This is a genomic window from Xenophilus azovorans DSM 13620 (assembly GCF_000745855.1).
Taxonomy (GTDB): Bacteria; Pseudomonadota; Gammaproteobacteria; order Burkholderiales; family Burkholderiaceae_C; genus Xenophilus; species Xenophilus azovorans.
This window is the reverse complement of record NZ_JQKD01000024.1, coordinates 76,628-98,885: the sequence shown is the minus strand read 5'-3', so window position 1 is coordinate 98,885 and position 22,258 is coordinate 76,628. Positions and strand designations below refer to the sequence as shown.

General features: G+C 71.0%; 22 protein-coding genes and 1 pseudogene. 7 read left to right on the top strand and 16 right to left on the bottom strand.

All coding sequences use genetic code 11. The features are described from left to right. Nucleotides 1-212: transposase (locus tag Q392_RS34205; protein WP_038209279.1), on the bottom strand; the 212-nt coding region annotated here is incomplete at its 3' end. 79 nt (nucleotides 213-291) lie between these two features. Between Q392_RS34205 and Q392_RS15000 the strand changes: the two are divergent. Continuing rightward, a pseudogene (locus Q392_RS15000) lies at nucleotides 292-744 on the top strand (Kdo hydroxylase family protein); the annotation flags it as partial. Nucleotides 745-753: 9 nt separating this feature from the next. On the opposite strand, the gene Q392_RS14995 reads toward Q392_RS15000, so the two are convergent. Further along, entirely contained in the window at nucleotides 754-1,476 is a 723-nt protein-coding gene (locus Q392_RS14995) for a hypothetical protein (RefSeq protein ID WP_051953501.1), read from the bottom strand. Nucleotides 1,477-1,507: 31 nt separating this feature from the next. After that, complete coding sequence (locus Q392_RS14990) at nucleotides 1,508-1,978, bottom strand: YhbY family RNA-binding protein (protein WP_038209238.1); 471 nt, start codon at nucleotides 1,976-1,978, stop codon at nucleotides 1,508-1,510. Between the two features lie 21 nt (nucleotides 1,979-1,999). On the opposite strand from Q392_RS14990, the gene Q392_RS14985 reads away from it, so the two are divergent. From Q392_RS14985 to glmM, 4 genes are all read left to right on the top strand, one after another. Beyond that, nucleotides 2,000-2,659 carry an RlmE family RNA methyltransferase gene (locus tag Q392_RS14985; RefSeq protein ID WP_038209237.1) on the top strand — a complete coding sequence of 220 codons (660 nt, stop codon included), beginning with the start codon at nucleotides 2,000-2,002 and terminating at the stop codon, nucleotides 2,657-2,659. A 161-nt stretch (nucleotides 2,660-2,820) separates the two neighbouring features. After that, nucleotides 2,821-4,734 carry an ATP-dependent zinc metalloprotease FtsH gene (gene ftsH, locus Q392_RS14980; protein WP_038209236.1) on the top strand — a complete coding sequence of 638 codons (1,914 nt, stop codon included), beginning with the start codon at nucleotides 2,821-2,823 and terminating at the stop codon, nucleotides 4,732-4,734. Nucleotides 4,735-4,861: 127 nt separating this feature from the next. After that, the gene (gene folP, locus Q392_RS14975; protein WP_051953499.1) at nucleotides 4,862-5,650 is read left to right on the top strand and encodes a dihydropteroate synthase; all 789 of its coding nucleotides are present in this window, start codon (nucleotides 4,862-4,864) and stop codon (nucleotides 5,648-5,650) included. 31 nt (nucleotides 5,651-5,681) lie between these two features. Further along, the gene (gene glmM / locus Q392_RS14970) at nucleotides 5,682-7,013 is read left to right on the top strand and encodes a phosphoglucosamine mutase (RefSeq protein WP_038209234.1); all 1,332 of its coding nucleotides are present in this window, start codon (nucleotides 5,682-5,684) and stop codon (nucleotides 7,011-7,013) included. A gap of 67 nt (nucleotides 7,014-7,080) precedes the next feature. Here glmM and Q392_RS14965 read toward each other — a convergent pair whose 3' ends face one another. Genes Q392_RS14965 through Q392_RS14945 form a run of 5 tightly spaced genes read right to left on the bottom strand, consistent with a single transcriptional unit; the run spans nucleotide 7,081 to nucleotide 12,615 of the window. After that, the gene (locus Q392_RS14965) at nucleotides 7,081-8,352 is read right to left on the bottom strand and encodes an acyl-CoA dehydrogenase family protein (protein WP_038209231.1); all 1,272 of its coding nucleotides are present in this window, start codon (nucleotides 8,350-8,352) and stop codon (nucleotides 7,081-7,083) included. A 55-nt stretch (nucleotides 8,353-8,407) separates the two neighbouring features. Continuing rightward, nucleotides 8,408-9,523, bottom strand: a complete 1,116-nt coding sequence (locus tag Q392_RS14960; RefSeq protein ID WP_038209227.1) for a phosphotransferase — start codon at nucleotides 9,521-9,523, stop codon at nucleotides 8,408-8,410. A 15-nt stretch (nucleotides 9,524-9,538) separates the two neighbouring features. Beyond that, a complete protein-coding gene (locus Q392_RS14955; RefSeq protein ID WP_038209224.1) occupies nucleotides 9,539-10,258 on the bottom strand; it encodes a Crp/Fnr family transcriptional regulator in 720 nt (239 codons plus the stop codon). Between the two features lie 54 nt (nucleotides 10,259-10,312). Then, on the bottom strand, nucleotides 10,313-11,092 hold the full coding sequence (locus Q392_RS14950) for an oxepin-CoA hydrolase, alternative type (RefSeq protein ID WP_038209277.1): 780 nt from the start codon (nucleotides 11,090-11,092) through the stop codon (nucleotides 10,313-10,315). 2 nt (nucleotides 11,093-11,094) lie between these two features. Beyond that, nucleotides 11,095-12,615: a 3-hydroxyacyl-CoA dehydrogenase gene (locus Q392_RS14945; RefSeq protein WP_038209217.1), complete on the bottom strand. Its 1,521-nt coding sequence runs from the start codon at nucleotides 12,613-12,615 to the stop codon at nucleotides 11,095-11,097. A gap of 133 nt (nucleotides 12,616-12,748) precedes the next feature. On the opposite strand from Q392_RS14945, the gene Q392_RS31325 reads away from it, so the two are divergent. Then, on the top strand, nucleotides 12,749-14,875 hold the full coding sequence (locus tag Q392_RS31325) for a hypothetical protein (RefSeq protein WP_157008007.1): 2,127 nt from the start codon (nucleotides 12,749-12,751) through the stop codon (nucleotides 14,873-14,875). Nucleotides 14,876-14,896: 21 nt separating this feature from the next. Here the strand turns inward: Q392_RS31325 and Q392_RS14925 are convergent, their stop codons facing one another. The 4 genes from Q392_RS14925 to lexA all read right to left on the bottom strand — a co-directional run bounded on the left by Q392_RS14925 (nucleotide 14,897) and on the right by lexA (nucleotide 18,342). Next, nucleotides 14,897-16,081: an MFS transporter gene (locus Q392_RS14925; protein ID WP_038209207.1), complete on the bottom strand. Its 1,185-nt coding sequence runs from the start codon at nucleotides 16,079-16,081 to the stop codon at nucleotides 14,897-14,899. Beyond that, the gene (locus Q392_RS14920; protein ID WP_038209204.1) at nucleotides 16,078-17,085 is read right to left on the bottom strand and encodes a D-2-hydroxyacid dehydrogenase family protein; all 1,008 of its coding nucleotides are present in this window, start codon (nucleotides 17,083-17,085) and stop codon (nucleotides 16,078-16,080) included. Before Q392_RS14920 ends, Q392_RS14925 begins: the two co-directional genes overlap by 4 nt. A gap of 117 nt (nucleotides 17,086-17,202) precedes the next feature. Next, complete coding sequence (locus tag Q392_RS14915) at nucleotides 17,203-17,526, bottom strand: hypothetical protein (RefSeq protein WP_038209202.1); 324 nt, start codon at nucleotides 17,524-17,526, stop codon at nucleotides 17,203-17,205. A 123-nt stretch (nucleotides 17,527-17,649) separates the two neighbouring features. Further along, entirely contained in the window at nucleotides 17,650-18,342 is a 693-nt protein-coding gene (gene lexA / locus Q392_RS14910) for a transcriptional repressor LexA (RefSeq protein WP_038209200.1), read from the bottom strand. 87 nt (nucleotides 18,343-18,429) lie between these two features. On the opposite strand from lexA, the gene Q392_RS14905 reads away from it, so the two are divergent. After that, a complete protein-coding gene (locus Q392_RS14905; protein ID WP_038209198.1) occupies nucleotides 18,430-19,413 on the top strand; it encodes an asparaginase in 984 nt (327 codons plus the stop codon). 95 nt (nucleotides 19,414-19,508) lie between these two features. Here the strand turns inward: Q392_RS14905 and adk are convergent, their stop codons facing one another. The 4 genes from adk to lpxK form a co-directional block, all read right to left on the bottom strand. Then, nucleotides 19,509-20,165, bottom strand: coding sequence for an adenylate kinase (gene adk, locus Q392_RS14900; RefSeq protein WP_038209192.1), 657 nt, complete (start codon nucleotides 20,163-20,165; stop codon nucleotides 19,509-19,511). A 133-nt stretch (nucleotides 20,166-20,298) separates the two neighbouring features. Then, on the bottom strand, nucleotides 20,299-21,060 hold the full coding sequence (kdsB, locus tag Q392_RS14895; protein ID WP_038209191.1) for a 3-deoxy-manno-octulosonate cytidylyltransferase: 762 nt from the start codon (nucleotides 21,058-21,060) through the stop codon (nucleotides 20,299-20,301). A gap of 39 nt (nucleotides 21,061-21,099) precedes the next feature. After that, entirely contained in the window at nucleotides 21,100-21,282 is a 183-nt protein-coding gene (locus Q392_RS14890; protein ID WP_038209189.1) for a Trm112 family protein, read from the bottom strand. Then, complete coding sequence (lpxK, locus tag Q392_RS14885) at nucleotides 21,263-22,240, bottom strand: tetraacyldisaccharide 4'-kinase (protein WP_038209187.1); 978 nt, start codon at nucleotides 22,238-22,240, stop codon at nucleotides 21,263-21,265. Before lpxK ends, Q392_RS14890 begins: the two co-directional genes overlap by 20 nt. Nucleotides 22,241-22,258: the final 18 nt, after the last annotated feature.

Genomic DNA, 22,258 nt, shown 5'->3' with positions numbered 1-22,258 from the left:
ACCTCGGTGGCGGCTTTGCCGGCAGCCTCGGACTCGCGCACCCAGCGGCGCAGCATGTTCGCATTCAGCCCGTTGGCCAGCGCCACCGCGGCCACCGACGTGTTCGGCTGGCGTGCCAACTCGATGATCCGTGCCCTGAACTCGTCAGAGTGCCGCCGCCAACTGCGCTTGGGCGGTGCCGCAACCGCTGTGTTCGTTTCCAAAGTGTCCATGTGTCCACGCAAAAGTCCGTGGACACAAGCATCCTTGGCCGGCTATCGAACTTCAATGTGGGTTGGCCGGACGCATACCTACGGCGAGCGCATCCTGCGCGTGTTCACCAACGTGAACCCCGACGGCGCGCCGCGCGTGTGGCGGGTGGGCGAGCCCTTCGAGACCGTGGCGCGCACCTTCCTGCCCAGGGCCAGGCCCTACGTGCGCTGGCAGGCGAAGGCCCTGCAGGCGCTGCACGTGACCAAGTCCTTCCGCAGCGAATACGACCACCTGATGCTGCAACTGCACGACGGCATGAAGGGGGACATGGACTACCAGCAGCGCTCGCCGCAGGAGACGGTGCCCTTCCCGGCAGGCTCCACCTGGGTGTGCTTCTCCGACCAGACCTCGCACGCCGTCATGTCGGGCCAGTACATGATGGAGCAGACGCTGTACCTGCCGCCGGGCCGCGAGTACGACCCGTCGGCCAGCCCGCTGGCGATCCTGCAGCGGCTGACCGGCCGCCCCCTGGTCGAGGGCCGAGGCGCCTGACGCCCGGCGCTATTCCTTCCAGTGCTCCGCCACCCAGGTGGCGGGCTCGATGTGCGCGAAGCGCTTGTTGCGCTTGCCTTCCAGCGCATCGGGCGGGTTGCACTCGCCGTGGAAGATCACGATGCGCGCGTCCTTCGGGACGAAGGGCGGCTTCCAGTAGTTGGTCGGCCACGCCGGGATGCCGTGGTACTTGAAGCTGGGGCACCACGCCGCCGGCCAGTACGCGAGCTTGCCCTGCGCATGCAGGTAGTGAGAGAGGTAGTCCTGCTCGTTGCGGTACTTGGCGCGCATTTCCTCGGTGTGGGCACGGAAGTGCTCCAGCACGTCGGCATGCGCGCCGATCTCGAAGCGGTACACCGAGGAGTTGCCCACGATCCGCTCGCCGAAGCGCCAGAAGCGCGGGTAGTCGTGGATGATGAGGAACTCGCCGGGCTGGGTGAAGAAGTCGTCCAGCCGGCCGACCACCACCACGTCCAGGTCGAGGAAGAGGGCGGTGCCCTTCAGGCCGTGCAGGTCGGCCTCGAAGGTGGTGAGCTTCTTCCAGGCGCCATCGCGCTGGCCGGGTGCCAGCTCGATGTTCAGCGGCGGGATCGGCATGCACTGCACCTCGGGCCGGATGCCGTTCGCGTCGTCGGTCAGGCAGACGAAGTCGAAGTCGCCCGACAGGTGCCGGCGCACCATGCCGTAGAGGCGGTTGACGTAGTGGGGGCCGTACTTGGTGCCCCACTTCATGCACAGGACGTGGCGCTGGCTCACAGGCACCTCAGCCCTGGCGCTTCTTGACGGACTTCTGCTTCGGCTTGGCGCGCTTGACCAGCCCGCCCGGCGTGAGCCGCTGGTTGCCCAGCACGCGCAGCGTCTTGATCTCGGGCCGCTGGCCGCCGCGCTTGGCCGGCTTGACCACCTTCACGTCCTTGGGGCCGGGCCTGCGGTCCTCGTCGGCCGCACGTTCCTTGGGCGGGATGGGGCGCCACAGCACCAGCAGCTTGCCGATGTGCTGGATGGGCGCGGCGCCGAGGCTGTCGGCCAGTTCCGCCAGCATGGCCTCGCGTGCCGTGCGGTCGTCGGAGAAGACGCGGATCTTGATCAGGCCGTGCGCCTTGAGGGCCGCATCGGCCTCCTTGCGCACGGCGGGAGTGAGCCCGTCGCTGCCGATCATCACGATCGGGTCGAGGTGGTGCGCATCGGCGCGGTGGAGCTTGCGCTGCGCGGGAGTCAGGGAAATGGCGGGCATCCCCGTATTATCGAGTCGGCTATGAAGATCCAGACCCAAAGCAAGAAGGTCAACAAGGCCTGGCTGAACGACCACGTCAACGACCCGTGGGTGAAGCTGGCGCAGAAGGAGGGCTATCGCGCCCGCGCCGCCTACAAGCTCAAGGAGATCGACGAGGCGCTCGGCCTGATCCGCCCCGGGCAGGTGGTGGTGGACCTGGGCTCCACGCCCGGCGCCTGGAGCCAGTACGTGCGCCGCCGGCTGGCGCCGGCCGGCAGGGTCGAGGGCGCCATCGTGGCGGTGGACATCCTGCCGATGGAGCCGCTCGACGCCGTGACCTTCCTGCACGGCGACTTCCGCGAGGAGGCGGTCCTGGCGCAGCTCGAGGAGGTGCTGGCCGGCCGGCCGGTGGACGTGGTGGTGTCGGACATGGCGCCCAACCTGTCCGGCGTGAGCTCGGCCGATGCGGCGCGCATCGCGCACCTGGTGGAACTGGCGGTGGATTTCTCGGTCCATCACCTGCGCCCGCAGGGGGCGCTGGTGGCCAAGGTCTTCCACGGTGGCGCCTACGACGAACTGGTCCGCCTGTTCCGCGCCAGTTTCCGCCAAGTGAAAACCTTCAAGCCCAAGGCCTCGCGCGACCGGTCCGCCGAAACCTTCCTTGTCGGCATCGGCCCGAAGCCCGTTTCCGACACGGTTTGATACCTCTTGGCGCCGCGTGCCGGCAAAGTCCGCAAACCCGCGTCCGCCCTATGGCTGCCATAGGGAAATCACGGCTTTTCGCAGCTTGAAAAGCCTAGAATGACACGCAACTGACTTGTCCCGGGCGTGCCCCATGCGCCCGACATCGACTGGAGCTTCGTTTGAACAATCAGTGGTTTTCCAAGGTCGCCGTCTGGCTGGTCATCGCGATGGTGTTGTTCACTGTGTTCAAGCAGTTCGACACCCGCGGCGCGCTCGGCTCCAACACGGTGAGCTACTCCGAATTCCTGGAGCAGGTGCGCAGCAACCAGATCAAGAGCGCCGTCATCCCCGAGGGCCTCTCGGGCGGTGAGATCACCGCCATCACCACCGACGACCGCAAGATCCGCACCAACGCGACCGTGCTGGACCGCGGCATGGTAGGCGACCTGATCGACCACAACGTCAAGTTCGACGTCAAGCCGCGCGAAGAAGGCTCGCTGCTGATGACGCTGCTGGTGAGCTGGGGCCCGATGCTGCTGCTGATCGGCGTGTGGGTCTACTTCATGCGCCAGATGCAGGGCGGCGGCAAGGGCGGCGCCTTCAGCTTCGGCAAGAGCAAGGCGCGCATGCTCGACGAGAACAACAACACCGTCACCTTCGCCGACGTCGCCGGCTGCGACGAGGCCAAGGAGGAGGTCAAGGAAGTCGTCGACTTCCTGAAGGACCCGCAGAAGTTCCAGAAGCTGGGCGGGCGCATCCCGCGCGGCCTGCTGCTGGTCGGCCCGCCGGGCACCGGCAAGACGCTGCTGGCCAAGTCCATCGCCGGCGAGGCGAAGGTGCCGTTCTTCAGCATCTCGGGCTCCGACTTCGTCGAGATGTTCGTCGGCGTGGGCGCGGCCCGCGTGCGCGACATGTTCGAGAACGCCAAGAAGAACGCGCCCTGCATCATCTTCATCGACGAGATCGACGCGGTGGGCCGCCAGCGCGGCGCGGGCCTGGGCGGCGGCAACGACGAGCGCGAGCAGACGCTGAACCAGATGCTCGTGGAGATGGACGGCTTCGAGACCAACCTGGGCGTGATCGTGGTGGCTGCCACCAACCGCCCCGACATCCTCGACGCCGCCCTGCTGCGCCCTGGCCGCTTCGACCGGCAGGTCTACGTCACGCTGCCCGACATCCGCGGCCGCGAGCAGATCCTGAACGTGCACATGCGCAAGATCCCGCTGGGGCAGGACGTCAATGCCAGCATCATCGCGCGCGGTACGCCGGGCATGAGCGGCGCCGACCTGGCGAACCTGTGCAACGAGGCCGCGCTGATGGCCGCCCGCCGCAATGCGCGCGTGGTCGAGATGCAGGACTTCGAGAGGGCCAAGGACAAGATCTTCATGGGCCCCGAGCGCAAGAGCATGGTGATGCCCGAGGAGGAGCGCCGCAATACGGCCTACCACGAGTCGGGCCACGCGCTCATCGGCAAGCTGCTGCCCAAGTGCGACCCGGTGCACAAGGTCACCATCATCCCGCGCGGCCGCGCGCTGGGCGTGACCATGAGCCTGCCCGAGAACGACCGCTACAGCTACGACCGCGAATACATGCTCAACCAGATCAGCATGCTGTTCGGCGGCCGGATCGCGGAAGAGGTGTTCATGAACCAGATGACCACCGGCGCGAGCAACGACTTCGAGCGCGCGACGAACCTGGCGCGCGACATGGTCATGAAGTACGGCATGAGCGACGCGCTCGGTCCGATGGTCTACGCCGAGAACGAGGGCGAGGTGTTCCTCGGCCGCTCGGTCACCAAGACCACCAACATCTCCGAGCAGACCATGCAGAAGGTCGATTCGGAAGTGCGCCGCATCATCGACGAGCAGTACGCCCTGGCGCGCGGCCTGATCGAGGAGAACAAGGACAAGATGCACGCCATGGCCAAGGCCCTGCTCGAGTGGGAGACCATCGACACCGAGCAGCTGGACGACATCATGGCCGGCCGCGAGCCGCGTCCGCCCAAGGACTTCACGCCGCGCACGCCGCCCTCGGGCAGCAACGGTGGCGGCTCGGCGCCCGTCAAGCCGGATCCGGCGCCCACCGCGGCGTGATCCCGGCCCGATGAGCGAAGCCGGTACATCGGCGGGGCCTTCGGGCCCCGTTTTCGTTGGCGGGCCGCCGGTGTCTTTCTTGTGGCGCGCCGGCCGCTTCGTGCTCGATCTGGCGCGGCCGCAGATCATGGGCATCGTCAATGTCACGCCCGACTCCTTCTCCGACGGCGGCAGTCATGCCGATGCGCGGGCCGCGCTGCGCCACTGCGAGGCGCTGATCGGGGAGGGCGCGGACATCCTCGACGTCGGCGGTGAATCCACCCGGCCGGGCAGCCCGGCCGTGCCGCTGGACGAGGAGTTGGCGCGCGTGCTGCCCGTGGTGCGCGAGGCCGCCACGCTGGGCGTGCCGGTCTCCGTCGACACCTACAAGCCCGAGGTGATGCGCGCCGTGCTCGACCTGGGCGCCGACATCGTCAACGACATCTGGGCACTGCGCCGGCCCGGCGCGCGCGAGGCGGTGGCGGCCCATGCGGGCTGCGGCGTGTGCCTGATGCACATGCACCGCGACCCGCAGACCATGCAGGCCGCACCGATGGAAGGCGACGTGGTGCCGCAGGTCGCGGCCTTCCTGGCCGAGGCGGCGAAGGCGCTGTGCGCGCTCGGCGTGGCGGCCGATCGCATCGTGCTCGATCCGGGCATCGGCTTCGGCAAGACGGTGGCGCAGAACTTCGCGCTGTTGGCGCGGCAGCGCGAGCTGCTGGCGGCGGGCTATCCGCTGCTGGCTGGCTGGTCGCGCAAGTCCTCGCTCGGCGCGGTGACGGGCATCGAGTCGCCGGCCGGCCGCATGCTGCCCAGCGTGGCGGCGGCCCTGCTGGCGGTGGAGCGGGGCGCGCGTATCGTGCGCGTGCACGACGTGCAGGAGACGGCGCAGGCGCTGGCCGTGTGGCAGGCCATGCGCGCGCAGGACGATTCATAGATAGCAACGACAAGAAGGGCATCGGCACACCATGGCAAGGCAGTACTTCGGCACCGACGGCATCCGCGGCACGGTGGGGCAGGCGCCCATCACGCCCGACTTCGTGCTGCGCCTGGCGCACGCGGTGGGCCGCGTGCTCAAGCGCACGCAGGCGCGGCCCACGGTGCTCATCGGGAAGGACACGCGCATCTCGGGCTACATGCTCGAGTCGGCGCTCGAGTCGGGCTTCAACTCCGCCGGCGTGGACGTGGTGCTGCTCGGCCCCGTGCCCACGCCCGCCGTGGCCTACCTCACGCGCGCGCAGCGCGCCAGCCTGGGCGTGGTGATCAGCGCCAGCCACAACCCCTTCCCCGACAACGGCATCAAGTTCTTCAGCGCCCAGGGCACCAAGCTCAGCGATGCCTGGGAAGAGGCGGTGGAGGCCGCGCTGGCCGAGCCGCCCGTGTGGGTGGATTCCGCCGCGCTGGGCCGCGCCCGCCGGCTGGATGACGCGTCCGGCCGCTACATCGAGTTCTGCAAGAGCACCTTTCCCAATGACCTGAGCCTGCGCGGCCTGAAGCTGGTGGTGGACGCGGCGCACGGCGCGGCCTACCAGGTGGCGCCCGCCGTCTTCCATGAGCTGGGCGCGGAGGTCGCCAGCATCGGCGTCCGGCCCGACGGGCTGAACATCAACAAGGACGTGGGCGCCACGCACCCCCAGGCGCTGATCGCCGAGGTGAAGGCGCAGGGCGCCGACTACGGCATCGCGCTGGACGGCGACGCCGACCGGCTGCAACTGGTCGATGCCTCGGGGCGCCTGTTCAACGGCGACGAACTGCTGTGGCTGATGGCGGCCGACCGCATGGCGCGCGGCGACAAGCCGGCCGGCGTGGTCGGCACGCTGATGACCAACAAGGCGGTGGAGGTGGCCTTCCGCCGCGCCGGCGTCGAGTTCGTGCGGGCCAAGGTGGGCGACCGCTACGTGCTGGAGGAGCTGGACCGCCGCGGCTGGCTGCTGGGCGGCGAGGGCTCCGGCCACCTGCTGGCGCTGGACCGCCAGACCACCGGCGACGGGCTGGTCAGCGCGCTGCAGGTGCTGCAGGCCTGCGTGCGGCGCGGCCAGACGGTGGCCGGACTGCTGGAGGGCGTGCAGCTCTTCCCGCAGACACTGATCAACGTACGCCTGGCACCGGGGCAGGACTGGCAGTCGAACGCGCGCCTGGTGGCCGAGACGCAAAAGGCCGAGGCCGAACTGGGCGACGCCGGCCGCGTGCTGATCCGCGCCAGCGGCACCGAGCCGCTGCTGCGCGTGATGGTCGAGGCGCGCGATGCGGCCCAGGCCGAAGCCTGCGCGAAGCGCATCGCGGCGACGGTGGCCGGCTGAACGAACGCCTGCCGCAAAGAAAAAGCCCGCTTCGGCGGGCTTTTTTCATTCGGCCAGTGCGGAAGGCTCAGAACCGGGTGACCGGCGGGTCCATTTCGCGCTTGTCGGCCGCGTACTTGCCCAGCTCCCACTTGGCGATGGCGTTGCGGTGCACCTCGTCGGGACCGTCGGCGAAGCGCAGCGTGCGTGCGCCGGCGTAGGCATAGGCCAGCGGGAAGTCGTCGCACATGCCGCCGCCGCCGTGCACCTGCATGGCCCAGTCGATCACCTGGCAGGCCATGCTGGGGGCCACCACCTTGATCATGGCGATGTCGGTCTTGGCGACCTTGTTGCCGGCCACGTCCATCAGCCAGGCGGCCTTGAGCGTGAGCAGGCGCGCCATGTCGATGCGGCAGCGCGCCTCGGCGATGCGCTCCTGCGTCACCGTCTGCTGCGCCACGGTCTTGCCGAAGGCCACGCGCGAGGAGGCGCGGCGGCACATCAGTTCGAGCGCGCGCTCGGCCAGGCCGATCAGGCGCATGCAGTGGTGGATGCGGCCCGGCCCCAGGCGGCCTTGCGCGATCTCGAAGCCGCGGCCCTCGCCCAGCAGGATGTTGCTGGCGGGCACGCGCACGTTCTCGAAGTACATCTCGACGTGGCCGTGCGGCGCGTCGTCGTAGCCCATCACGTTCAGCGGGCGCACGATGCGGATGCCCTTGGCGTCGGCCGGCACCAGGACCATGCTCTGCTGCGAATGCTTCGGGCCTTCCGGGTCGCTCTTGCCCATGGTGATGAAGATCTTGCAGCGCGGGTCGGCCGCGCCGGAGATCCACCACTTGTGGCCGTTGATGACGTACTCGTCGCCCTGGCGCTCGATGCGGGTGCAGATGTTGGTCGCGTCGCTCGACGCCACCTCGGGCTCGGTCATCGCGAAGGCCGAGCGGATCTTGCCTTCCAGCAGCGGCGTGAGCCACTGTTCGCGGTGCTCGTCGCTGCCGTAGCGGGCGATGGTCTCCATGTTGCCGGTGTCGGGCGCGGAGCAGTTGAACACCTCCGAGGCCCATGGCACACGACCCATCAGCTCGGCCAGCGGCGCGTACTCCAGGTTGGTCAGGCCGCCGCCCTTCTTCTTGGCCAGCTCGGCCGTGTCGTTGGGCAGGAACAGGTTCCACAGCTCCTGCGCGCGCGCCTTCTCCTTGAGCCGTTCGATCACCTGCAGCGCGCTCCAGCGCTTGCCGGCGGCGGTGTTGTCGGCCAGTTCCTTCGCGTACTCCGCCTCGGCGGGGAAGACATGCTGGTCCATGAAGTCGCCGACGCGCTTCTGCAGATCCTTGACCTTGGGGGAAAACTCGAAATCCATGCTGTCTCCGGTGCGGTGGGGAAAACGAAAGAAGAAGAAAAAAGAGAAGGGCCGCTCAGGCGCGCTGCGCGAACTGCCAGGCCAGCTCGGCCATCGGCCGCGCGCCCCTGGCGGAGCTGATGGCCTGCTCGCTGGACGCGGTGCCGGCCTCGACCCGCTTGGCGATGCCCTGCAGGATGGCGGCGATGCGGAACAGGTTGTAGGCCAGGTAGAAGTTCCAGTCCGGCGCCAGCTGCTCGGGCGTGGCGATGCCGGTGCGCTCGCAGTAGCGGCGCACGTAGTCCTGCTCGGAGGGGATGCCCAGCGGCGCGATGTCCACGCCGCCGATGCCGCGCCCCAGTTCGGCCGGCACGTGCCAGGCCATGCAGTGGTAGCTGAAGTCCGCCAGCGGGTGGCCCAGCGTGGACAGCTCCCAGTCGAGCACGGCGATGGCGCGCGGCTCGGTGGGGTGGAACATGATGTTGTCCAGCCGGTAGTCGCCGTGGACGACGGAGACCAGGGATTCGTCGCGCGCGCTGGCGGGCATGTGGGCCGGCAGCCAGTCGACCAGGCGCTCCATCTCGGGGATGGGCTGCGACATTTCGCCGGCGCCGTCGGCTGAGGCCTTGTACTGCTTGCTCCAGCGGCCGATCTGGCGTTCGAAGTAGCTGCCCGGCTTGCCGTAGTCGGCCAGGCCCCGGGCCTTGTAGTCCACCGTGTGCAGTGCGGCGATGACGCGGTTCATCTCGTCGTAGATGGCGGCGCGCTCGGCGTTGCTCATGCCGGGCAGGGACTGGTTCCACAGCACGCGCCCTTCCATGCACTGCATGACGTAGAAGGCGCGGCCGATGACGGACTCGTTCTCGCACAGCGCCAGCATCCGCGGCACCGGCACGTCGGTGCCGGCCAGGCCGCTCATCACCTTGTATTCGCGCTCGATGGCATGCGCGGAGGGCAGCAGCTTCGCCACCGGGCCGGGCTTGGCGCGCATCACGTACTGGCGCCCGGGTGTGATGAGCTTGTAGGTCGGGTTGGACTGGCCGCCCTTGAACATCTCCACCGTCAGCGGGCCGCGGAAGCCCTCCAGGTGCTGCGCGAGCCAGGCCGAGAGGGCCTCGGTGTCGAAGGCGTGCTGGGGCGACACGGCGCGCGTGCCGACGAAGGCGCTGTAATCCTGCTGCTGCTCGGTCATGTCTCTTGTTTCTTCTCAGTCATCGGCCTGCGAGATGCGCGCGAGCGCATCGCGGTCCAGTACCACCAGGCCGGCCGGCTCGATGCGGATGGCGCCCTCGCGCTCCATGGTCTTGAGTTCCTGGTTCACGCGCTGGCGCGAGGCCCCCAGCAACTGCGCCAGCTCTTCCTGCGCCAGCTGCAGGCCGATGCGCATCTGGCTGCCGTCCGCCAGGTTGGGCACGCCGTAGCTGCGCACCAGATGCACGAGCTGCTTGGCCAGCCGCGCGCGCAGGGGCAGCGTGTTGAGGTCTTCCACCAGCCCGAACAGCGTGCGTATGCGGCGCGCCTGCAGCCGCATCAGCGCCTCGTACAGCTCGACGTGCGAGGCGAGGATCTTCTGGAAGTCGGCCCGCGCCACGCACAGGATGGTCGTGTCCCCGTGCGCATAGGCATCGTGCGTGCGCCGGTCGCCGTCGAACATCGCCACGTCGCCGAACCAGATGCCCGGCTCCACGTAGGTCAGCGTGACCTGCTTGCCCGACACCGCCGTCGAACTCACCCGCACCGCGCCCTTGGCGCACGCGATCCACTGTTCCGGCGGATCGCCGCGCGCGGCGATCAGGTCGCCGTCCTTGTAGCGTTTGACGAAGGCGCATCGGAGGATGTCGTGGCGCAGGGAAGGAGAAAGGGAGGTGAACCAGCGACCACCGTTGATCGCTTCTCTTTCTTCGATGGTAAGAATGGGGTCGTCCATGGTCTGTCTTTTGAGTGACTGGGGCGGCAGCCGGTTGTCGCGCGAGCGACCGGCTCACTCGTAGCGCGGCGCGCGCTTGTCGAGAAAGGCCGCGATGCCGATGCCGGCGTTGGGATGGTGCAGGTTGCGCACGAAGTGTTCGCGCTCGCGCAGCATCTGCGCGTCGATGCTGGTGGATGGCGCCTCGGCCAGCAGTTCCTTGATGCTGGCCAGCGCGTTGGGCGCGCCCTGCGCGAGCCGCTGCGCGAGCGCCAGTGCGGCCTCCAGCGCGCGGCCCGCGTCCGCCAGCTGGTTCACGAGGCCGAGCGCATGCAGCCGTTCGGCATCGATGCGCCCGCCCAGCATCAGCCACTCGCTGGCCAGCTGCCTCGGCACGGTGCGGCCGAGCTGCCAGCTCAGGCCGCCGTCGGGCGAGAGGCCCACCTTGCTGTACGAGGCGGCGAACACGGCGCCGCGCGCGGCCACGACGAAGTCGCAGGCCAGCGCCAGCGAGAAGCCGGCGCCGGCGGCAGCGCCTTCGACGGCCGCGACCACCGGCTTGGGGAAGGTGCGGATCGCGTCGATCCAGCCGTGCAGCGCGTCGATGCTGTCGGCCTGCGCCTGCGGTTCGCGCTGGCGGTTGGCGGCCAGCCGCGGCAGCGAGCCGCCGGCGCAGAACCACTCGCCTTCGCCGGTGATGACGACGCAGCGCACCTCGGGGCTGTTCTCCGCGCCTTCCAGCGCCTCCACGCCGGCGGCGTAGATCTCGGGGCCCAGCGCGTTGCGCTGGCCGGGGTTCGACAGCGTCAGCACCATGGTGCTGCCTTCGGTCGTGCTCTTGAGTTCAGCCGCCATGTTCATTCATCCTCATGCTTCAGGCTCAGGCCGAGCGCGCCGCGCCGGCGCAGCCAGGGGCTGGGGCGGTAGCGCGGATCGCCGTAGACGGTCTGCAGGTTGAACAGCACTTCCAGGATGCTGGTGGGGCCGTACAGGTCGCCCATCGCCAGCGGGCCCTGCGGGTAGCCCAGGCCGAGCGTCACGGCCGTCTCCAGGTCGGCCGGCGTGCAAATGCGCTGCTGGCAGATGTCGGCCGCGATGTTGACGATGCTGGCGACTACGCGCTGGGTGATGAAGCCGCCGCTGTCGCGGATCACGCTCACGGCCTTGCCGTCGCGGGCGAACAGGGCGTGCGCCGCGTCGCGCATGTCGGGCCGGGTGGCGGGGTTGGTGGCGAGCACGCGGCGCCTGGTCGCGACGTCGTCGACCAGCATGTCGATGCCCACCGTGCGCGTCGGGTCCAGCCGCTCGACGGCGGCGACGGTGGTGACGTCGAAGCCCAGCGGCGCGACCACGATGAGCGCGCCCGCGGACGGTGCCGCTCCGCTTTCCAGCGTGGCGCCCAGGCCGTGCACGAGGCGCAGCAGCTCGGCGCGCCGCGTGGCGCGCGCCGGCACCCACACCGGCGGCAGCGTGGCGGGTGCAGGCACCGTCGGCTCGGGCGGCCGCTGCGCCACGCCGTCCACGTAGCGGTAGAAGCCTTCGCCGCTCTTGCGGCCCAGCACGCCGGCGGCCACGCGCTGCGCGGCGATCACGCTCGGCCGGTAGCGCGGCTCCTCGTAGTACTGGTGGTAGATCGACTCCATCACCGGATGCGAGACGTCCAGCCCGGTGAGGTCCAGCAGCTCGAAGGGGCCGAGGCGAAAGCCCGCCTGGTCCGTGAGCACGCGGTCGATGGTGGCGAAGTCGGCCACGCCTTCGCCGGCGATGCGCAGGGCCTCGGTGCCGTAGGCGCGGCCGGCATGGTTGACGATGAAGCCGGGCGTGTCCTGCGCCTGCACGGCGCGGTGGCCCATCTGCGCCGCGTACTCGCGCAGGCGGGCGCACACGGCCGGGTCGGTGCGGAAGCCCGACACCACCTCCACCACCTTCATCAGCGGCACCGGATTGAAGAAGTGGAAGCCCGCCACGCGCTGCGGATGTGCCAGGCCGGCGGCGATGGCGGTCACGGACAGGGAGGAGGTGTTGCTCGCCAGCACCGTGTCGGTGCCCAGGGTCCGTTCGAGTTCGGCGAAGAGCGCGCGCTTGGCGTCGAGCCGCTCGACGATGGCCTCGATCACCAGGTCGCAGCCGGCCAGTTCCGCGGCCGATCCCACCGGCTTCAGGCGGGCCGCGAAACCGGCCACCTGTTCGGGCGTCAGCCGGCCCTTGTCCGCCAGGCGCTGCCATTGGGCGCGGATGGCGTCGGCGGCCTGCGAGGCCGCGCCGGGGGCGGCGTCGAGCAGGCGCACCTCGCTGCCGGCCTGCGCGGCGATCTGGGCGATGCCCCGGCCCATCGCTCCCGTCCCGACGACGGCGAGTCGCGAAAAATTCACAATCATGCTCAAAAAGTATTCAGAAGTTGGACTGGCGGGTTAGGAGTGTCAAAATGTGTCAACTTTTGACTTCCTTCGAACGGCACCCATTGTGCGATTCCGTCACGCTGCGGCGACCCTGTTTGTACTCGGGTTCGTGGTGCCTGCCTGGGCGTTGACGCTCGGGCCTCCCCGGGGCACCGCGTGGATCGGCAAGGCGCTGGACGTGGCGATCCCGCTGCGGCTGGATGCGGCGGAGGCGGGCGGCTCGCTGTGCCCGAGCGTGGAGGTGGTGCAGGGCGAGGCGGCCATGGACCCGGGCCGCGTGACGGTGTCGCTGGAACCGGGCAGCCAGCCGGGCGCGCCGCTGCTGCGCGTGCGCACCACGCGGCCGGTGGAGGAGCCCATCCTGACGATGACGGTGCGCGCGGGCTGCGCCGCCACGTCCACGCGCAGCTATGTGCTGCTGGCGGATCCGCCGCCGGTCGAGGCGACGCCGCCTGTCGTGCCGGGTGCTGTTGCGGAACGCGCGGCCGGCGAGGTGTCGTCCGCCGTCGCATCGACCCGGCCGGCGGTGCGCGCGAACCGGGTCCGGCGCGCGCCGGAGGGCAGCGGCGGGGCGCAGGCGTCCGCGCCGCGCCCGAGACGGGCGACAGCAGCCGTGGCGTCCGGCAGCACGCGCAGTGCCGCAAGGCGGGCCGTGGCGCCGAAGCCGCGGCCCGCGCCTGCGGCCAGCGCCGCCGCCGAGGCGCCGAGCGGTGGTGGCGGTCGCCTGCAGGTGGATGCGCTGGAGCCGCTGGCGCCGCGCCCGGTTGCCGCCGCGCAGGCCGCGCCGGCGGCTGCGGCGGGCGTCGCCGGCGGCGCGTCCGCAGCTGCGTCCGGGGCCGCTCCTGCGCCGGCCGGTGACGCTGGCGTGGCTGCCGCGTCGCCGTCCAGTCCGCCGGCCGAGGCCGCCTCGCCGTCCGAGGCGGCCGTGCGCGAGGCCGAACGCACGGTGATGCTGGAAAAGGCGCTGGCCGAACTGCGCGAGCAGACCGCGCGCAACGAGCAGACCCTGCTCGAACTGCGGCGCGAACTCGCGGCCGCGCGCGAGAGCCGCTACAGCAACCCGCTGGTGTACGTCCTGGCCGGGCTGCTGGCCCTGGCGCTGCTGGCGGTCGCGATGCTCTGGCGCCTCTCACGCCGAGACCACGAGCCGATCTGGGTGGAGCCGCGTGCGGCCGGGGGTGGCTCCGCCCGCAAGGGCCGCTTCGCCGCCACGGTGGGCGACCCGGACACACTGCCGGGCCCGGACACCGGCGAGGCAGTCAAGACGCACGAGCCGGGATCGTCGCCGGCGATGCGGACGCTGGGCGCCGCGGCGGTGGCCGTGGACGAGGAAGAGGACGACGGCGCTGCCGACGCGGACGTCCAGGCCCGGCATGCCGCCGGCGAGGACTTCCACGCCACCATGCCGGGGCAGCTTCCCACCTCGCGCTCGGTCAACACCGAGGAACTGTTCGACGTGCAGCAGCAGGCGGAATTCTTCCTCTCGCTCGGGCAGCACGAGCAGGCGATCGAGGCGCTGTCCGAATACGTCGCCATGCATCCTGACACCAGCGCGCTGGCCTACCTGGAGCTGCTGCGCATCTTCCATTCGCTCGGCCGCACGCTCGACTACGAGCGCGTGCGCCGCCAGTGCCAGCAGGCGCTGAACGTGCGGGTGCCGGCCTTCGACGAATTCCAGGAGCAGGGGCGTCCGCTCGACCACTACGACGAGGTGCTGCGCCGCATCGAGGAACACTGGCCCGGCCCCGAGTCGCTGCCGGTGATCGAGGAGCTGCTGATGCGCAAGCCCGGCGAGGAGGGCGCCGCGCCCTTCGACCTGGCCGCCTACCGCGAACTGCTGATGCTCTACGCGATGGCCCAGGAGCCGCCGGCGCAAGCCGATGCGCCGCGCGTGAGTGTCTACGAGACGCTCACGCGGCACCACCAGCGCGAAAGCACCCTGCCGATGGCCCTGTCCACCCAGCCGGCCCCGCTGGATGACCCGCTGTCGCAGCGCGACACGCTGCTGTTCGAGCGGCCGCGGGACTTCTCGCCGACGCGGCCGCCGCACCCGCTGACGGCCACGCTGGACTTCGACCTGGACGAACTCCAGGCGCCGCCCGTCGAAACCCTGCCGCAAGCGCTGCGCGCATGGGACGGCGCGGCGGACCGTCCCGCGGCCGGCCCGCCGGCGGACATCGAACTGTTCGATCCGCGGGTGGAGTCCGGCATCGAACCCGGCGTTACCCGCCGGCGCTGACCGGACCCAGGGCAGCCCGCCTCAGCGGTGCGGCCCCGCCCGCCGGTCGAGCAGGGCGCTGAGCCCCAGCGCGCCGAGCAGCAGCAGCACGCCGGCCCAGTTCATCCACGCGTCGGCGCCGCGCGCCATCAGCCAGCCGCCGACGGCCGTGCCTGCCGCCTGGCCGGCGTACATGGCGGAGCTGTTGAGCGCCACCGACCCTGCCGCCAGCGCTGGTGCCAGCGCCACCAGCCGCGCCTGCTGGGCCGAGTTGGCCGCGAAACAGCCCAGGCCCCACGGCAGCAGCACTGCCGCCAGCGCCAGCCATCCGCCCGCCAGCCCGAGCGGCCAGCACAGCAGGCCCGTGGCCATGCAGGCCGTGGTGGCCAGCACCACGCGCCCGGTGCCCAGCCGGTCGACCAGGCGGCTGGCCAGCACGTTGCCGAGCAGGCCGAAGGCGCCGAACCAGGCCCAGACCAGGCCGAGTTGCACCGCGTCCGCGCCGAGGTGGCGGCGCAGCAGGGGCGCGAAGAAGCTGAAGACGACGAACTGCCCCGCCGCCTGCAGCACCGTCACCGCGATCACGCCGGGCAGCAGCCGGTGGCGCGCCACCTCGCCCCAGGCGCGGCGCGACATCGGCGCCGGCCGCACGCCCGGAGGCAGCGTGCGCCAGACCCACGCGGCCGCCAGCACCGCGCCGGCCGCCACGGCGACGAAGGCCGCCTGCCAGCCGAAGCGTCCGCCGATGAAGGCCCCCAGCGGCAGGCCCGCCACCGAGGCGAGCGACCAGCCCAGGAAGATGAAGGTCACGGCCCGGCCGCGCTCGGTGGCCGGCACCAGCTGGCCGATGCAGGCCGCGGCCTGCGGCGTGAAGACGGCGGGCGCGATCACCGTCAGCATCCGCAGTGCCATCAGCTCGCCGAGTCCCGTCACCGCCAAGGCCGCGAGGTGCCCGGCGGCATACCAGAGCAGGGAAAGCGTCAGCAGCACGCGGCGGTCCCATCGTGCGACCGCGCTGGCCAGCAGCGGCGCGCCGATGCACATGACGGCCGCGGCGGCCGTGATGAGCTGCCCGGCGACGGCGGGCTCGACCCGGAAGGCGCGGCTGATCTCGTTGAGCGTGCCGGCGACGATCATCACGCCGGTGCCGATGACGAAGTTGCCGGCCAGCAGCGCCCACTGCGCAGCGCGCGCGGCGCCTGCGCCGTCGCCGGCGTGGGAACTCACCGGCGGACCTGCAGCGCGCCGGGATTGACGATGTTGGTGGGATTGCCCTTGATGAAGCTGACCACGTTGTCGAAGGCCTGGCCGAAGTACATCTCGTAGCTTTCCTGCTCCACGTAGCCAATGTGCGGCGTGCAGATGCAGTTCTCCAGGCGCAGCAGCGCGTGGCCCTGCAGCGGCGGCTCGCTCTCGAACACGTCCACCGCCGCCATGCCCGGTCGGCCGCGGTTGAGCGCCGCCAGCAGGGCGTCGGCCTCGACCAGTTCGGCGCGCGAGGTGTTGACGAACAGGGCCGTCGGCTTCATGCGCATCAGGTCCTCCAGCCGGACGATGCCGCGCGTGTCCTCGGCCAGGCGCAGGTGCACCGACAGCACGTCCGCGTTCTCGAACAGCGCCTCGCGGCTGGGTGCGATCTGGAAGCCGTCGGAGCGGGCGCGCTCGCAGCTCGCCTCGCGGCCCCAGACGATGACCTGCATGCCGAAGGCCTGCCCGTAGCGCGCCACCAGCTGGCCGATGCGCCCGTAGCCCCAGACGCCCAGCGTCTTGCCCTTGAGCACCATGCCCAGCCCGAAGTTGGGCGGCATGGAGGCCGACTTCAGCCCCGACTGCTGCCATGCCCCGTGCTTGAGGTTGCTGATGTACTGCGGCAGGCGGCGCATGGCCGCCATGATCAGCGCCCAGGTCAGCTCGGCCGGGGCCTGCGGCGAGCCGGAGCCCTCGGCCACCGCCACGCCGAACTCGGTGCAGGCGTTGACGTCGATGTGCGCGCCGGCGCGGCCGGTCTGCGAGATCAGTCGCAGGCGGGGCAGCTTTTCCACCAGTTGGCGCGTGATCTGCGTGCGCTCGCGGACCAGCACGATCACGTCGGCGTCCTTCAGGCGCACCGAGAGCTGGCCGATCCCCTTGACCGTGTTGGTGTAGACCTTGGCTGCGTAGGCGTCGAGCTTGGAGGCGCATCGCAGCTTGCGCACCGCGTCCTGGTAGTCGTCAAGGATCACAATGTTCATGGGTTTCCATTGTGCCTTGCGCATGCCCGCGCATCGGGGCCGCCGGGGCTCCAGAGTGCCCTTGGAAGGGCGTGGTGCCGGCGCGCCGCCTTAGTGCGGGCGCCCCAGCTGCCGGCGTCAGTGCGTGAGCGGCGACCCGGCTGCCTCCAGCGCGGCCAGCCGCTCCAGCTCGGCGCAGACCTCGTCCATGCGGCCGGAGATGACCACGCCGCCTGCGGCCGGGCGGCCTTGCTGGCCGCGTTCGACCAGCCGGGTGATCTTGAGCGGCCTGGCCGGCCGGAGGGCCTGCTGCGCCACGGCGCTGCCGTGCAGGCCGCAGGCCGGCCGCACGGCCACGTAGCGCAGCGCGTGGCGGCGGCGGTGCCGGCTCTCCATCCAGCGGCCGGCGATGGACTGGAAGGGCACGAACAGGTCGGCCAGGGTGAGCAATGCGATTCCCATGTGAACTCCTGAGGGAAGGTTGAACACAGGCAGGATTCGTCGGTGGAAGGCCGCGCCAGGGTGATGGCCTGCAAGAGCAGCCATACGCCCGCCACCTGGCACGGCCCGGAATCGGTGCGGGTGCTACATCAGCATCGTGTTGCGGATCAGGCCGACGGCCAGGCCCTCGATCTCGAAGGGCTCGCCGGGCTGCACCACGATGGTGGGGTAGTCGGGGTTCTCGGCGTGCAGCTCGATCGCGTCGCGGGTGCGCTTGAGCCGCTTGACCGTGACTTCCTCGCCCAGGCGCGCCACGATGATCTGGCCGTTGCGCGCCTCCCTGGTGGCCTGCACGGCGAGCAGGTCGCCGTCCATGATGCCGGCGTCGCGCATCGACATGCCGCGCACCTTGAGCAGGTAGTCGGGCTTGTGCTGGAACAGGGTGTTCTCGACGTAGTAGGTCTGGTCGACGTGCTCCTGCGCCAGGATGGGCGAGCCGGCCGCGACGCGGCCGATGAGCGGCAGCGCGAGCTGAGCGATGCCAGGCAGGGCCAGCGACATCTGGCTCGTGCGCGACTCGCCCAGGGCGCGCAGCGCATCGCCCTTCAGGCGGATGCCGCGCGAGGTGCCGCTGACCAGCTCGATGACGCCCTTGCGCGCCAGCGCCTGCAGGTGCTCCTCGGCCGCGTTGGCGGACTTGAAGCCCAGTTCGGCGGCGATCTCGGCACGCGTGGGCGGCGCGCCGGTGCGCGCCATGACGCTGCGGATCAGGTCCAGGATCTGCTGTTGCCGGGCGGTAAGCTTGACGGCGAAGGGCGAGGCGGGCAGGTTGAGCATCGGACGACTCCTTGCAAGAACGCGGATGACCGGGGCAGGCCGGACACTGATTGTGCATCCAGTAACTGTATTTTTAACCAGTTTCTCATGATTGACAAGTGCATCGCATCACCGCCGGGGCCGGCGAAGGTCGTCGTGCTGGGCACTGGCGGCACCATCGCCGGCCGGGCCGCCGTGCAGGGCGACAACCTCGGCTACCGCGCCGGCGAGGTCGGCGTGGACGAGCTGCTGGCCGGCATCGAGGTGCCGGGCGTGGCCCTGCAGGCCGAGCAGGTGGCCAACATCGACAGCAAGGACATGGATGCCGGGGTCTGGCGCGCGCTGGCGCTGCGCTGCGCGCACTGGCTCGCGCAGGACGTGGCCGGCATCGTCGTCACGCATGGCACCGACACGCTGGAGGAGACGGCCTTCTTCCTGCACAGCGTGCTGGCGCCGCGGCGGCCGCTGGTGCTGACCTGCGCGATGCGCCCGGCGACTTCGCTTGCGCCCGACGGGCCGCAGAACCTGCGCGATGCGATCGGCGTCGCGGCCACCCCGGGAGCGGCGGGCGTGCTCGCGGTGTGCGCGGGGACGATCCACGGCGCTCAGGCGGTGCAGAAGGTGCACCCCTACCGGCTCGACGCCTTCTCCTCCGGCGACCTCGGGCCGCTGGGCGTGATCGAGGAAGGCCGCGTGACGCTGGCGCAGGGCTGGCCGGCATCGCCGCCGGCGGCGCCGGCGCTCCTGCAGCGCATCGCCGAGCAGGCGCCGTGGCCGCGCGTGGAGATCGTGCTCAGTCACGCCGGCGCCGGCGGACGGCTGGTGGATGCGCTGCTGCGTGAACGCGCGCAGGACCCTGCCGTCGGCGTGCAGGGCCTCGTGCTGGCCGGCACCGGCAACGCGACGCTGCACCGGGACCTCGAATCGGCGGCGCAGCGGGCGCAGGCGGCGGGCGTGACCGTGGTGCGCACGACGCGCTGCCCCTTCGGCCGCGTGCTGGCGTCGGGCGCAGAGGCATTGCCGGAGGCGGTCGATCTGCCGCCGGTGAAGGCGCGCATCGCGCTGATGCTCTCGCTGATGCAGGCCGGCTGAGCCGGCCCGATGCGGCAAAAGAAAAGCCACTGCCCCGCGGGGGAGTGGCTTCGTCTTCGCGCCGCCGGCTGCAGGCCGGTGGGAAGGGGACAGGCTCAGCCGCCCAGTGCCTCGAAGGCGCGGCGGGTGATCTCGTCGACCGAGCCCACGCCGCTGATGGCGCGGTACTGGGGCGCGCCGGCCGGGTCTTGTGCCGCCCACTGCCGGTAGTAATCGACCAGCGGGCGCGTCTGCTGGCTGTAGACGTCGAGCCGCTTGCGCACGGTCTCTTCCTTGTCGTCGTCGCGCTGGATCAGGTCCTCGCCGGTGGCGTCGTCCTTGCCTTCCACCTTGGGCGGGTTGAAGCGCACGTGGTAGGTGCGGCCCGAGGCCGGGTGCGAGCGGCGGCCGCTCATGCGCTCGATGATGTCCTCGAAGGGCACGTCGATCTCGAGCACGTAGTCGAGCTTGACGCCGGCCGCCTTCATCGCGTCGGCCTGCGGGATGGTGCGCGGGAAGCCGTCGAACAGGAAGCCGTTGGCGCAGTCGGGCTGGGCGATGCGTTCCTTGACCAGGTTGATGATCAGGTCGTCGCTGACCAGGCCGCCGGATTCCATCACCGTCTTGGCCTGCAGACCCAGTGGCGTGCCGGCCTTGACGGCTGCGCGCAGCATGTCGCCGGTGGAGATCTGCGGGATGCCGTATTTCTGGCAGATGAAGGTCGCCTGGGTGCCTTTGCCGGCCCCGGGGGCGCCCAACAGGATGAGTCTCATGGTGTCCTCGGACGGTTCTTGGAATTCGTGCCGCGGTGCCGCAGGGCCTGCGTGCCGCGCGCGCCTCGCCTCGGGCGCCAACCGGTCGAGGATAGCATGCGCTCACGGGCTGACGGCCCGCTTGCAGGGCCGTTCAGGCGCCCGCCAGCAGGGCGCGCACGCGCTCCAGGTCGGCTGGCGTATCGACGCCCGGGCCGGGCGCGGCGGCGCTGACGTGCACGGCGATGCGGTGGCCGTGCCAGAGGGCGCGCAACTGTTCCAGCGACTCCAGCCGTTCCAGCGGCGAAGGCGCCAGTCGGGGGAACTGCCGCACGAAGCCGGCGCGGTAGCCGTAGATGCCGATGTGCCGCAGCGGCGGGGGCGAGGGCAGCCCGGTGGGGGTGCCCGAGGCGGCGAGATCGCGCGGCCAGGGGATGGGCGCGCGGCTGAAGTACAGCGCCATGCCGGCGTCGTCCGTCACGGCCTTCACGACGTTCGGGTTCAGGTAGTCGTCCAGGCTGTCGATCGCGTGCACGGCGGTGCTCATCGCCGCCTCGGGCCGGCGCGCCAGGGCGTCGGCCACGGCGTCGATCAGGGCCGGGTCGATCAGCGGCTCGTCGCCCTGCACGTTGACGACGATGGCGTCGTCGGGCAGCGCGAGCAGGGCGCAGGCCTCGGCCAGCCGGTCGCTGCCGCTGGGATGGTCCTGGCGGGTGAGCAGCGCCTGCACGCCGTGCGCCGCGCAGGCCTGCACGATGCGCTCGTCGTCGGCGGCGACGACAACGCGCTGCGCGCCGGACAGCGCCGCGCGCTGCGCCACCCGCACCACCATCGGCAGGCCGCCGATGTCGGCCAGCGGCTTGTCGGGCAGGCGCGTGGAGGCCAGCCGCGCGGGGATCAGGACGACGAAGCTCATGACATGGTCTCTACGCTTGCCACTTCGTGTGCGCTGCGTTCACAGGCCCAGTTCTTCGTCGGTCATCGGCCGGGCTTCGGTCTCGAGCAGGATGGGGATGCCGTCGCGCACCGGGTAGGCCAGCCGCGCGCTGCGCGAGGCCAGTTCCTGCTTCTCGGCGTCCCAGGTCAGCGGGCCCTTGGTGACGGGGCAGACCAGCAGTTCAAGCAGCTTGGTGTCCATGCCGGGATGATAGTTGGGCGTCCAGCGCGGAGAAGAAGCCGGGCTCGGGCGCGAGCAGCAGCGGCACGGCCAGCGCGTCCGGTGCCACGCGCCGGAGCTTGGCGGCGTCCTTCTCCGTGCACAGCAGGATGGTGTGAGTGGGCGGCTGCCAGCCGTCGAAGTCGTGGTGGTCGGGCAGCGCGATGCATGCGTGCGGCCGCACGCCGCGCTCGGCCAGCATCTCGAAGAAGCGCTGCGGCTGCGCGATGCCGGCGACGGCCACGATGCCGCCCTGCCCGGCGAGGTCGGCCAGCGGGACGCGCCGGCCCTCGCGGCCGATGGCGTGGTCGTCCAGCCGGCGCGGCGCGTGGAAGCCGGCGAAGGCGGGCTGCCGCCCGGTGTGGACCACGATGTCGCAGCGGCGCGGCCAGGGCTCGCGCAGCGGCCCCGCCGGCAGCAGCCAGCCGTTGCCGATGCCGCGGTCGTCGAAGACGCAGATCTCCACGTCGCGCTGCAGGGCCAGGTGCTGCAGGCCGTCGTCGCTGACGATCAGCTGCAGTCCGGGCTCGCGCGCGAGCAGGGTGCGGGCGGCAGCGACGCGGTCGCGGTCGACCTGCATGGGTGCGCCGGTGGCCTGGTGGATCAGCAAGGGCTCGTCGCCGACGTCGCGCGGGTCGCTCGTTGCGATGACGGGCCGGCCGTCGTCGGTGCGGCGCCCGTGGCCGCGCGAGACCACGCCCACGCGCCAGCCGCGCGACTGCAGGTGGCGTACGACGGCGATGACCACCGGCGTCTTGCCCGCGCCGCCGGCCACCACGTTGCCGACCACCACCACCGGCACGGCCACCCGCTGCGAGCGCAGCCAGCCGCGCGCGTAGGCGGCGCGGCGCAGCGCGGCCAGCAGGCCGAACGGCAGCGAGAGCGGCCACAGCAGGCAGGCCAGCGGGCCGCGGCGGGTCCAGGCGCGCTGCAGGCCCATGGGCTGCTCCGGACGCGC

What these genes read in the sequence shown, in the direction of transcription:
- Q392_RS14905 (WP_038209198.1), top strand. Translation starts at nt 18,430, where the DNA reads ATGATTGACAAGTGCATCGCATCACCGCCGGGGCCGGCGAAGGTCGTC.
- Q392_RS14995 (WP_051953501.1), bottom strand. Translation starts at nt 1,476, where the DNA reads ATGAAGTGGGGCACCAAGTACGGCCCCCACTACGTCAACCGCCTCTAC.
- lexA (WP_038209200.1), bottom strand. Translation starts at nt 18,342, where the DNA reads ATGCTCAACCTGCCCGCCTCGCCCTTCGCCGTCAAGCTTACCGCCCGG.
- Q392_RS14990 (WP_038209238.1), bottom strand. Translation starts at nt 1,978, where the DNA reads ATGCCCGCCATTTCCCTGACTCCCGCGCAGCGCAAGCTCCACCGCGCC.
- Q392_RS14955 (WP_038209224.1), bottom strand. Translation starts at nt 10,258, where the DNA reads ATGGACGACCCCATTCTTACCATCGAAGAAAGAGAAGCGATCAACGGT.
- Q392_RS14960 (WP_038209227.1), bottom strand. Translation starts at nt 9,523, where the DNA reads ATGACCGAGCAGCAGCAGGATTACAGCGCCTTCGTCGGCACGCGCGCC.
- Q392_RS14890 (WP_038209189.1), bottom strand. Translation starts at nt 21,282, where the DNA reads ATGGACACCAAGCTGCTTGAACTGCTGGTCTGCCCCGTCACCAAGGGC.
- kdsB (WP_038209191.1), bottom strand. Translation starts at nt 21,060, where the DNA reads ATGAGCTTCGTCGTCCTGATCCCCGCGCGGCTGGCCTCCACGCGCCTG.
- Q392_RS14915 (WP_038209202.1), bottom strand. Translation starts at nt 17,526, where the DNA reads ATGGGAATCGCATTGCTCACCCTGGCCGACCTGTTCGTGCCCTTCCAG.
- Q392_RS14945 (WP_038209217.1), bottom strand. Translation starts at nt 12,615, where the DNA reads ATGATTGTGAATTTTTCGCGACTCGCCGTCGTCGGGACGGGAGCGATG.
- Q392_RS14985 (WP_038209237.1), top strand. Translation starts at nt 2,000, where the DNA reads ATGAAGATCCAGACCCAAAGCAAGAAGGTCAACAAGGCCTGGCTGAAC.
- lpxK (WP_038209187.1), bottom strand. Translation starts at nt 22,240, where the DNA reads ATGGGCCTGCAGCGCGCCTGGACCCGCCGCGGCCCGCTGGCCTGCCTG.
- Q392_RS14950 (WP_038209277.1), bottom strand. Translation starts at nt 11,092, where the DNA reads ATGGCGGCTGAACTCAAGAGCACGACCGAAGGCAGCACCATGGTGCTG.
- folP (WP_051953499.1), top strand. Translation starts at nt 4,862, where the DNA reads ATGGGCATCGTCAATGTCACGCCCGACTCCTTCTCCGACGGCGGCAGT.
- adk (WP_038209192.1), bottom strand. Translation starts at nt 20,165, where the DNA reads ATGAGACTCATCCTGTTGGGCGCCCCCGGGGCCGGCAAAGGCACCCAG.
- glmM (WP_038209234.1), top strand. Translation starts at nt 5,682, where the DNA reads ATGGCAAGGCAGTACTTCGGCACCGACGGCATCCGCGGCACGGTGGGG.
- Q392_RS14920 (WP_038209204.1), bottom strand. Translation starts at nt 17,085, where the DNA reads ATGAACATTGTGATCCTTGACGACTACCAGGACGCGGTGCGCAAGCTG.
- Q392_RS14965 (WP_038209231.1), bottom strand. Translation starts at nt 8,352, where the DNA reads ATGGATTTCGAGTTTTCCCCCAAGGTCAAGGATCTGCAGAAGCGCGTC.